This is a genomic window from Oscillochloris sp. ZM17-4, assembly GCF_019599295.1.
Classification (GTDB): Bacteria; Chloroflexota; Chloroflexia; order Chloroflexales; family Chloroflexaceae; genus Oscillochloris.
In genome coordinates this window covers 92171-101604 of the sequence record NZ_JAIEWN010000013.1, presented here as the reverse complement: position 1 = coordinate 101604, position 9434 = coordinate 92171, and the positions used below count along the sequence as shown (strand labels likewise).

The 9434-nt window shown below is 61.3% G+C and carries 11 protein-coding genes and 1 pseudogene; 6 read left to right on the top strand and 6 right to left on the bottom strand.

The genetic code is table 11. The features are described from left to right. Nucleotides 1-209: 209 nt before the first annotated feature. Entirely contained in the window at nucleotides 210-1094 is an 885-nt protein-coding gene (locus K2Z83_RS12095; RefSeq protein ID WP_220595439.1) for a DDE-type integrase/transposase/recombinase, read from the bottom strand. Between the two features lie 53 nt (nucleotides 1095-1147). On the opposite strand from K2Z83_RS12095, the gene K2Z83_RS12090 reads away from it, so the two are divergent. Together K2Z83_RS12090 and K2Z83_RS12085 are read left to right on the top strand one after the other, a co-directional pair. Next, nucleotides 1148-1723 carry a transposase gene (locus tag K2Z83_RS12090; RefSeq protein WP_220595438.1) on the top strand — a complete coding sequence of 192 codons (576 nt, stop codon included), beginning with the start codon at nucleotides 1148-1150 and terminating at the stop codon, nucleotides 1721-1723. After that, nucleotides 1720-2364 (top strand): hypothetical protein, encoded by a 645-nt coding sequence (locus tag K2Z83_RS12085; protein ID WP_220595437.1) that lies wholly within the window; start codon nucleotides 1720-1722, stop codon nucleotides 2362-2364. The genes K2Z83_RS12090 and K2Z83_RS12085 overlap by 4 nt, the downstream gene beginning before the upstream one ends. 741 nt (nucleotides 2365-3105) lie before the next feature. On the opposite strand, the gene K2Z83_RS12080 is transcribed toward K2Z83_RS12085, so the two are convergent. From K2Z83_RS12080 to K2Z83_RS12070, 3 genes are all read right to left on the bottom strand, one after another. Further along, nucleotides 3106-3393, bottom strand: a complete 288-nt coding sequence (locus K2Z83_RS12080; protein ID WP_220595436.1) for a hypothetical protein — start codon at nucleotides 3391-3393, stop codon at nucleotides 3106-3108. 572 nt (nucleotides 3394-3965) lie between these two features. After that, a complete protein-coding gene (locus tag K2Z83_RS12075; protein ID WP_255603817.1) occupies nucleotides 3966-4538 on the bottom strand; it encodes a hypothetical protein in 573 nt (190 codons plus the stop codon). A 342-nt stretch (nucleotides 4539-4880) separates the two neighbouring features. Continuing rightward, complete coding sequence (locus tag K2Z83_RS12070) at nucleotides 4881-5279, bottom strand: hypothetical protein (protein ID WP_220595434.1); 399 nt, start codon at nucleotides 5277-5279, stop codon at nucleotides 4881-4883. On the opposite strand from K2Z83_RS12070, the gene K2Z83_RS12065 reads away from it, so the two are divergent. After that, the gene (locus tag K2Z83_RS12065; protein WP_220595433.1) at nucleotides 5255-6220 is read left to right on the top strand and encodes an IS110 family transposase; all 966 of its coding nucleotides are present in this window, start codon (nucleotides 5255-5257) and stop codon (nucleotides 6218-6220) included. The two genes, K2Z83_RS12070 and K2Z83_RS12065, sit on opposite strands and share 25 nt — an antisense overlap. A 256-nt stretch (nucleotides 6221-6476) precedes the next feature. On the opposite strand, the gene K2Z83_RS12060 is transcribed toward K2Z83_RS12065, so the two are convergent. After that, entirely contained in the window at nucleotides 6477-6725 is a 249-nt protein-coding gene (locus K2Z83_RS12060) for a hypothetical protein (RefSeq protein WP_220595432.1), read from the bottom strand. A gap of 172 nt (nucleotides 6726-6897) precedes the next feature. Then, nucleotides 6898-7458 (bottom strand): hypothetical protein, encoded by a 561-nt coding sequence (locus K2Z83_RS12055; RefSeq protein WP_220595431.1) that lies wholly within the window; start codon nucleotides 7456-7458, stop codon nucleotides 6898-6900. Nucleotides 7459-7890: 432 nt separating this feature from the next. Between K2Z83_RS12055 and K2Z83_RS12050 the strand changes: the two genes are divergently transcribed. The 3 genes and pseudogenes from K2Z83_RS12050 to K2Z83_RS12045 all read left to right on the top strand — a co-directional run bounded on the left by K2Z83_RS12050 (nucleotide 7891) and on the right by K2Z83_RS12045 (nucleotide 9375). Next, complete coding sequence (locus K2Z83_RS12050; protein WP_220595430.1) at nucleotides 7891-8409, top strand: dihydrofolate reductase family protein; 519 nt, start codon at nucleotides 7891-7893, stop codon at nucleotides 8407-8409. Between the two features lie 22 nt (nucleotides 8410-8431). Beyond that, a pseudogene (locus K2Z83_RS29930) lies at nucleotides 8432-8611 on the top strand (VOC family protein); the annotation flags it as partial. Nucleotides 8612-8697: 86 nt separating this feature from the next. Continuing rightward, nucleotides 8698-9375, top strand: a complete 678-nt coding sequence (locus tag K2Z83_RS12045) for a hypothetical protein (RefSeq protein WP_220595429.1) — start codon at nucleotides 8698-8700, stop codon at nucleotides 9373-9375. Nucleotides 9376-9434 lie beyond the last annotated feature (59 nt).

The following is a 9434-nucleotide window of genomic DNA, read 5'->3' as shown; positions in this document are numbered from 1 at the left end:
ACCCGTGACGTGCGATGTTGCAACAGCCCTGCCCCGCCACCCCGCCAGCGCCCTGACGTGTGCTATACTGGCGACCAAAGTCGCCAGCCCGCATCAACGACGCGCATGCACCAGCGCCCCCCATCGCTCTCGATAGCTACAGCATCCATGCACAGGTTGCCGAGGGCGGCTTCGGAATGTGTCAAGCACTTTTGGACAGGAACATGGGCCTAATGTGGTGTGAGTCGGACCTCCACCGCCACCACCTCCGGGTCAGGCTTGCCGATCGTATCCCCGGCGTCAAGGGGCCGCTGCGCGGCTGAGACCCTTGACGCCGGGGATACGATCGGCAGGGATCCCGTTATGGTTGGCGTGGAGTCCGCAGGGGACGGCTTCGGCAGATTGATGCCCACCTGGGTGGGGAGCTGTGGCGCACGCGGTCGGCCACGCGGGAACCGCTCAGGATGCGCCACGTAGGCACCATCGAGCACCGCCTGCCGCGCGGCAATTACCTCCGGCCCTCGACCGCTATGCACGACCTCGGGGGGCAGGAAGGCGATCCCGCTATGCATGTGTTCGGTGTTATACCAGCCGGCAAACCCGCGCATCCAGACGCGTGAGCCGTCGATATCCACAAAGCGTTCGGGATAGCTCGGGCCATACTTCATGGTCTTGAACTGTGCCTCCGAGTAGGGATTATCGTCCGAGATGGTCGGTCGGCTATGCGATTGGGCGACACCGAGGTCGATCAGCAACTCGGCGATGGTTTTGGACGTCATCGGTGCCCCCCGGTCAGCGTGCAACGTCAACTGGTCGGGCTGCACGCCTTCGCGGGTGTAGCTTTGGGCGATCATCACTTCGGCCAACGCGGCATCCTCACGTTCGGCGATCAGCCAGCCGACGATCTTGCGGCTGAAAATGTCGAGCACCACATACAGGTTGTACCAGATGCCCGGCGTCGGCCCACGCAGCTTGGTGATATCCCAACTCCAGACCTGGCGCGGGCCGGTGGCCAGCAGCTCGGGCGGCGTGTAGGTCGGCCGCCGGCGCTGTGCCCGACGCTCACGGGTGGCGGCATCCTGGGCCAGGATGCGATACATCATTGAGGATGTCACGAATGGTCTGCTGTTCGGCAGCGGACAAGGTCTGTGGGAGCTGCCGGGCCGCCGTGAGCCATGGCATTCAGCCCGATAAGGGCAGTGAAACCATCTACCTCGTGCGGGATGTGGTGACGGGACGCCTCCTCGCGGCTGAGAGCGTCCGCATCAGCGATACCCCAACGATCACGGCGCTCCTGCAGCCGATCCGCGACCTCGGGGTGCCGGTGGTCGGTGCGGTGAGCGACGCGCAAGAGTCGCTGCTGCAGGCCATTGCGGCGCTCTGGCCGGATATTCCGCACCAAGTCGGTCAGTTCCACTATCTGCGCGAGGCGAGCCGGCTGATGTTCGATGTCGACCGGAAGGTGCGCAAGCAGATCCGCAAAGCGCTGCAACAAGATATCCGGATGGTGCGTCGGCAGTTGGGGGCACACACGACGACACTTGACCCGACCGATACCGATGACCAGCGCACCGCGACCCAGATTGCGATCCTCGACGACTACGCCTTGGCGGCGCAGACGGCGCTCAATCTCGACGCGCTGCAGCCCTTCCAGTACGCCAGTCCCGCCGTCGATGACGCACTTGGCGCGATTGCCACGAGCCTGGGTGCGCTCAAAAAGGGGGCGCACAAAGCGCGCTCGTGACCGCCAAACGCGACCGCTTGCTGACGATCATTGCCCGCCGGGAGCAGTGGCAGGACGACCTGGCCCTCGTGCGGCGGCTGCATCGCGATGTGGTCGCCGCCGAAGACATCCTGTCCGGTGCGACCTTGGAAAAAGAAGGGCAGTCGGTGACAAACGCGACCGTGCGGGAGCGCTATGCTGCCTGGTGTGCACACGTGCGGGCGCGACTGACGAACGAGACCGCCTCGGAGACCGAACAGCGCTGTCTGAAGCACTTCCTCCACGTCACGACGAACATAGAGCCACGCCTGTTTCACTGCTATGACGTGGCCGGCCTGCCGCGCACGAACCATGATATGGAAGGCTTCATCCGCAGCGTCAAGACGCGCTATCGGCGCATCAGCGGGCGCAAGAACTGGAACCGCTACCTGATCCGCTACGGTGCCCGCGTGGCCTTTTACGAAGCACGGGCGCGCACCGGTGAGCTTGGCGCGATGGCCGAGACGCTCCGTCAGGTGCCGGCCTATCGCTGGCGGCGAGCTCGGGCTGCGCAGACCGCGCGTCAGCAGGAGCAACTCAAGCACCATCGGGTGCGCCGCCGGCGGGATGCGTTTCTCGCTGATCTGGAGGCCCGCTGGGCAGCCCTGGAAACTGGGACGTGACTATTGCCCCGACGGTTTTAAAAAGGTTCTTTCGGTTGCGTACGTAAAAACTTGACGCCTATCTGCATTTCTCCCTTTTAGAACGGGTTCTTTCGGTTGTGTATGTACATATTTAACGCCTATCTGCATTTCTCCCTTTTAGAACGGGTTCTTTCGGTTGTGTATGTACATATTTAACGCCTATCTGCATTTCTCCCTTTTGAAACGGGTTCTTTCGGTTGTGTATGTAAAAACTTGACGCCTGATTCGATTGCGGCATATGCGCGAGCGGAGCATGCAAATGCTGCCGTGCATGCTTGGCCGCCTAACGCTGGGCGTCAGGCGTGCCGCTGGCCGCTTCCGTGAACGCCACGGCTGACGGCACGCGCCACGCACGAAAAACGCGCCAGGTTCCGCGCCGCGCCAGCGGCATCGCCCCGGCATAGGTGCTTCCACACGCGACGGTCATGGTTCGTGGCCCTGCCCGGCTACGGCGTTTACGCACGCGACGGTCATGGTTCGTGGCCCTTCCCGGCTGCGGCTTGTACGCACGCGACGGTCATGTTTCGTGGCCCTTCCCGGCTGTCCGGTATGTCCGGCTGTCCGGCTGTCCGGCTGCACGTTTGTTCCGTGGCAACGGTTCTTCGGCTGCCCAACATGCTAGTCAGTAGACGGTCGCTATAGGTATACACCAGGATCTAGCGGGAGATACCACCGCTCGTCTACGGCGCATGTTGGGCGGCGAGGTGTGGCAGCAGTGCGTTATGGAGCTGTGGGAGGCAGTGAGGATTGGGCGGCAAGCTCGGCTTCCACGTCACGGGCAACGTCGGTGATGGCGCGCCGGGGCCGCCGGTGGGCACGCCGCTCGTCCAGAAATGCCTGAAACGCGGTACTTGCCCGCAGTTGCTCCACTTCCTGGTCAAAATCATCCGCTTCTGCCACAAGATATTCTTTGCCATTAGGCGCGAGGAGCACCACTGGGCCTTCTTGTATCAGTGTCAAGAGTTCGGTCATATCGACCGGCTGTTCCAGCAGGTTGATGCGCTTCATAGCTTCACGACCTTTCCGCGCACATAGAGCACGTTATGCTCTTTGTGCCCAATCGACACGATGATGACGGCGACCGCGTCGTCAGGTGCGACATCGTCCGCTGTTTCTACTTCGTAGAATACGCGATATATCCCGATTCGCAACTCCCATGTCGCGATCGGGTTCGCCAGCATAGCATGAACTCGCATACATGAAAGAACAAATATGCTAAGTATACCACACATAGGGCAGTATATACCTTTTACGCTTTACTCCATCATTTCTCATTGCGGTGCGCTCTGCGGGAGCAGCGTGTATTTTCTACGTCTTCTTCCATCATTGCTCACCGCGGTGCGCTCTACGGGAGTAGGGTGTCTCTCGTTTCGCCACACCCTGGCGCACTGCGTGCGATCAGGTCGCAGGGCCGCCCAACGTGCGCCTCACCTACGCCGCTGGCGGCTTTGATAAATGGCAACATGTAATGACACGGAACGCGCATGAAAAACGCACCAAATTCCAGGCCGCGCCAGCGGCGTCAGGTGCAGGGCGTGTTGGGCCGTGGGCTTGACTATGCGCTATGTCCGGCGTCCGGCTTATTCTGCTTTTGGCTTGCGCTGAAACCGTTGAATACGCTGCTCAATATCTGCGACAATGTCTTGAATGGCCGTTATATCTTGTCCACTCATATAGGCACGTAATTCATCGACAAGGTCAGCGACCGTAGGACGATGATAAAACATGAGGGTCGCAACATCATTTTCATACAACCCAACACGCGTAAAATCGCCTTGTCGATATAACGACGGAAGCGCATACAGCTTTAATAAAAGAAGCCCGTCAACGGTTGCAGAGGCAATCATACGCTCAAAGAATGGTTGTTTTGTGGTATATCTTTTTTGGACGTGTGCGAATAAGGGATTCTTCGTAAGCAAAAAGTCTATCTGTAAATCCTGGTAGCGGCCACGCGCAAAAAAAGTATCTTGGCTCGTAATGGTGATTTCCGGCAACTTCTTTAATGCGGTCGTATTAATGATAAAATCGATATCTTCTGTATTACGCCCTTGGATATACTGAAGAATGGCGACACCGCCAACAAGAGTATATTTCATTTTACGCTGATCAAGGAGCGTGAAAAGATCACCGACGGTTTTAAGTAATTCGTCCATCGTATATGGCGCTCCTTGCCACCGCTGTGCGTTAAATACACGCGCATTCCGAACCACATGACCAATATGAACAGGTATCGTCGTCATAATATCGTATGATACCCCCTGTTACCGGTCTGATATGCCGGATCGCAGTGTACCGTATCGTGTCCTGAAATGCAAGTTGAGTAAGAAAACACACAAGGAAGGTGATCTAAATTTCTGTCCGGCATGGGCCTTTATACCTGAGGGCGGCCCAACGCTGAGCTTCAGCGGCGCCGCTGGCAGCTTCGCTAGAGGGCAACGCGCGACGGCACGCGACAGCACGCATAAAAAACCGCGTTAGCGCGAATAAGTCCTGGGTTAAGTCGCCCGCAGGGAGGGCATCTGTCGATGACACCAGTAGTCGTCCCAGTCCCCATTCAGGACGAGGGTGCGCAGGGCGGCCAGTGCATCGCTGGTTTCCCGACTCCAGCGCATCCCGGCTCCCTTCTGCCGCTGGGCCACGATCTGGTCGTTGCCCTTTTCGGCTTGCCCACTGCCAATGTACTGGCTCCTGCGGCGCCGTTCGCCATAGTCGGGGATGAAGGGGCGGCGCGCATCCAGATAGCCGATCAGCTTGTCCAGCCACTCGGTCGTGCGGGCCTCGGGGCGGTAGGCCTCCAGGCAGGCGATGGCGGCATCCACCTCGCCGCGCCAGAGGTGACGATAGACCGTCCGCAGCAGCGCCTTCTCGTATGCAGCTGCCTGACGATATCCCATCCCGCCCCATGACCTTCGACCAGACCCCGACCGGGATGCGCCGGTTCCAGACACAGCTCGCGGCCACCGGGGTGCCGCCCGCGCAGACCCTGGTGGTCATGGAAGCGACCGGCAGTTATTGGATGACCTTGGCGACCACCCTGCATGCCGCCGGCTACGCGATCGCGGTGATCAATCCGGCCCAGGCCCATGCCTTTGCCAAGGCCTTGCTGAAGCGGGTCAAGACCGACCCCATTGATGCCCACACGCTCACGCGCCTGGCCGCCCTGTTGCAACCGGCCGCGTGGGAACCGCCCCCCGCCGTCTACCACGAGTTGGTGCAGCGCCTCGGGCAGCGCGATGATTTGATGCACGTGCGCCAGCAGTTCAAGAACCAGCTGCACGCGCTGGTGCAGCAGCCCGTGGTGGTCGCCAGCGTCCGTACGCGGCTGGAGAATCTGATCACGACGCTGACCGATGAAATTGCCACCCTGGAGGCGGAGATCGCCCCAGCCCTGGCGCAGGAAGCGACCTGGGCGGCGGCGGCGGAGCGCCTGCAAAGCATCCCCGGCGTTGGGCTGCTGACGGCCAGCTGGCTGATCGCGCTGACGCTGAATTTCACGCTCTGTCCCAGCGCCGATGCGGCGGCAGCCTACGCCGGCCTGCCCCCCAATGCCTATCGGTCGGGGACGAGCGTGCAGAAACGGGCGTGTATTGGGCATACGGGGAACCGCCGCTTGCGCACCGCGCTCTATCTGGCAACCTTGAGTGGTACCCAACATAATCCCATCCTCAGCCCGATGTATGCGCGGTTGCGGGCGGCGGGCAAGCCGATGAAGGTGGCCCGTTGTGCGGTTGCCCGCAAGCTGATACGGATCGCCTGGGCCGTGGTGACCAAGGAGCATGACGTTGACCCGACCGGCCATAGGGCGGGCCTCCCAATGGTCGCTGGGAACGCGTAGCGGCGCGACCTGCCCGAAATCAACACCGGATGCGAGCTGTCCACACCTCCGTGGTACAGCCGTAATCGGTTGTGGTCGTACATGCATCGTGACGGGCTTGGTGTGGGCAGGTCGCATCCGGTCGCCGAAGGCGCCCCACCTCGCTCGCTTCAATTGGCCCTTGACAAACGATACCGTATCTCGCTCAGCGTGACACGTCTCACAGGGTTTGCGGTATTGCCCTGAGCGTGCGCTGCGCTAGCCCCCCTCACGCGGATCACGTGGGGCACGGCGGCCATGGAAGAAAACTGAAAAGGTTGCACCAGCATAGCCGACTACAGCGGCCCCCCCCGCGCCGGTGCAGCGACTCGGCGGTCAGCAGCGCCTCCAGCACCTTCAGGGGCGAAATCAGCGTCACGCCGTTCTTGTCGAAGCGGGGCGCGAGGCGCGGATGCTCACCGGGCTGTACGCTCAGATCGCTGATGGCCTCACCGAGGGCGATGAGGCGGCTGAGGCCCTTGGCCACACCTCTACCGCAAAGCTGACCCCGATGCTCGGTCACGGGGGGCGGCGTAATCCTGGAGCTGTCAGCTTGGCTCCGCGCGGAGGCGAGCGATACCGAGCATACCGGCATGGCGGAGAACGCGACTGCCAGTATCAGGCTGCGGTATCTTTTCCGGCTTGGGTGTCTGAACTACTCAGATGTCTTCGGATCGCTTCAGGATTGCAGGGACATGCGCCGACGTCGGCCCAACGCTACCGGGCACCTCCGCCGTAGCACAGATTATATCGATTGACACGACCTCAACGGGCCACGGCTGGTAGAGCGCCGCACTCACGATGGGATCTGCGCTACCATCCAGGACGATCACCACCGGTGGCGGATCGTGGGCATACGGGTCTGGCAGGAACGAGCGCTTCTCATACCACTGGTATGCGCCATGCTCCAGGGAGAGCAGGCTGTTCGGGTGCTGTGCGTCATGGGTCAGGGCGGCCAGCAGATCGCCCAGAAACAGCCGCGGGAGTTTATCGAGATCCACGGCCCGATTGGGTGCTGGATGCCGTGACGCCGCCTTCGCTTTCACCGCACGCGCAAGGACCGTGTTCAGCGGCTCTTCAAGGCGCGCCTCCAAGGCGCGGACGATCTCCGCACCACTGAGCGCTTTGGTTCCCTTCATAATCGCTGCGAGCGCTTGGACGATCTGGGCGGTCGGATCGCGCTGGCCTACCAGATGCTTCAGCAGTTCTTGGATCTCCATCCGGGTTGCCGTCTGCTCGGCGATGAGGGCCTGGAGCGGGCTCTCATCGACGGGGTGGTCGGTGCGTTTGGGCCTTCATCGCTCGGCGCATACGTCCTCGCTCTGGCTTAGTTTGCTCGTGCCATTCAACCTGACTGCCCCCCTCGCCATTTGGTCGGCTTTCCCGACCTCCGACTACTACGGGGGCTCCGCCCCATCCACGGCGATAGCCGCAGGTTGGCCCACGCTCGGGTGAGCGAACCGTGGATGGTTCCCAAGTTCACGTCGATAGCGTCATCACGTTGCCGTAGGTTCTGCCTATACGCCTGGCGTGGCTCGTTGCCACGCGTGCTACCGGGGAAACCAGGGTGTATGGAGTGCTGGTTTCCTGCCCCTCAAAGACTGCGCTTGCCCTAGCCAGACAAGCGATCCGGTAGCGCTACCACTGAGTGGATGAAGCGCGCCGACGCCTTTCTTCTCGGCCGCAAAACCTATGAGATGTTTGCAGCCTCCTGGCCCGACTCCAGCGATCCGGCGGAAGCGCTCAACATCCGGCCGAAGTTCGTCGCATCCAGGACGCTCGATACGGTCACTTGGAACAACTCCATCCTGCTCAAGGGCGACGTCGCCCAGGAGGTTGCGAAGCTCAAGGCCCAGGAAGGCGGCGAGATTCAGGTCCATGGCAGCGGCAATCTCATCCAAACCCTCCTTCAGCACGATCTGGTCGATACTCTGCGTATTTGGCAGTTTCCTGTCGTTCTCGGTATCGGGAAGCGTCTGTTCGGGGAAGGCACGATCCCGCGCAGTTTTCGCCTTGTTGACACGCAGCTGAACACGACTGGTGCGGTTTTGCGCGTGTACGAGCGCGCGGGTGGCCTCACGTACGGCGAAGTAGAGGTGGGCCAGGAGACCGTGATCTTTGATCCGGAGTCATCACACCACACCGGTGACGGAGAGAGAGAGACGCAATGAACGTATCATCTTTGGAGGTTCTATGAAGCGAGTCACTGGCATTGGCGGTATCTTCTTCAAAGCCAAAGACGCTCCGGCACTCCAGGCCTGGTACAAGCGGCACCTCGGAATCGATGTCCAGGAATGGGGCGGCACGGTGTTCACCTGGACCGATGGTGACGATAAGCCGGTTGCTGGAACAACCATCTGGTCCATTGGTTCGGTATGCTACGCTTATGGGATAGAATGGTACCCACCGCGCTCCCGCTCGCGTGTGCGAGGGCAGGAACGACGGTGATGGGAGGAGCCGTGGCGAACCACATGCGGGTGACGCTGGAGATTGGACCGAAGGGCAAGAAGGTTGTGGCGGTGGCAGCAGACTGGCCCGGCCTCGCGCGCGGGGCAACGACCGAGGAGGCTGCGATCGAACGCGTATGCTCCTACGTTCCACGGTATGCAGCGGTGGCGAAGCTGGCCGGGATGGAGGCCGCGTTTGCGGCCATCGCCGACGCCGAGGTGGTCGAGCGCTACCCAGGCACAGGCTCAACCGACTTCTGGGGTATCTCGTTCGCGTTTTCGAGCATCGACCAGCAAGCGATGTCGGGCGAAGCATTGGAGCGTGAACTGACGCTGATGCGGGCGTGCTGGGCGTTTTTCGACGAGGTGCGCTCGCGCGTGTCGGCTGAGATGCAGCGTGGCCCGCGCGGCGGCGGGCGTGATCGGGACCGCATCGTCCGTCATACGCTTGCCGCAGAGCAGGACTGGGCGAAGAAGCTCGGCGTGCTCACGCCTCAGGACGCAATGCTGACCGACGAGGGGTTGAACGCGCATCGCGACGCCTATTGCAATGCAATTCGGGTGCTGCATTCCCAGAGCAACCTGGCCCGCACCTGGCCGCTCCGCTATCTGATTCGCCACACCGCATTTCATATGCTCGATCACGCCTGGGAAATGGAAGATAAGGACCTGACTGCCAAACAGGCGTGAGGCCGAGCGCTCTCTCAGCGGCGACATCGCACATCTGAGGACGCCATTGGCTACGCTGA

Coding starts and splice junctions, on each gene's coding strand:
- K2Z83_RS12080 (WP_220595436.1), bottom strand. CDS start 3,393: ATGAAGCGCATCAACCTGCTGGAACAGCCGGTCGATATGACCGAACTC.
- K2Z83_RS12075 (WP_255603817.1), bottom strand. CDS start 4,538: ATGGACGAATTACTTAAAACCGTCGGTGATCTTTTCACGCTCCTTGAT.
- K2Z83_RS12065 (WP_220595433.1), top strand. CDS start 5,255: ATGCAGCTGCCTGACGATATCCCATCCCGCCCCATGACCTTCGACCAG.
- K2Z83_RS12070 (WP_220595434.1), bottom strand. CDS start 5,279: ATGGGATATCGTCAGGCAGCTGCATACGAGAAGGCGCTGCTGCGGACG.
- K2Z83_RS12055 (WP_220595431.1), bottom strand. CDS start 7,458: ATGGAGATCCAAGAACTGCTGAAGCATCTGGTAGGCCAGCGCGATCCG.
- K2Z83_RS12050 (WP_220595430.1), top strand. CDS start 7,891: ATGAAGCGCGCCGACGCCTTTCTTCTCGGCCGCAAAACCTATGAGATG.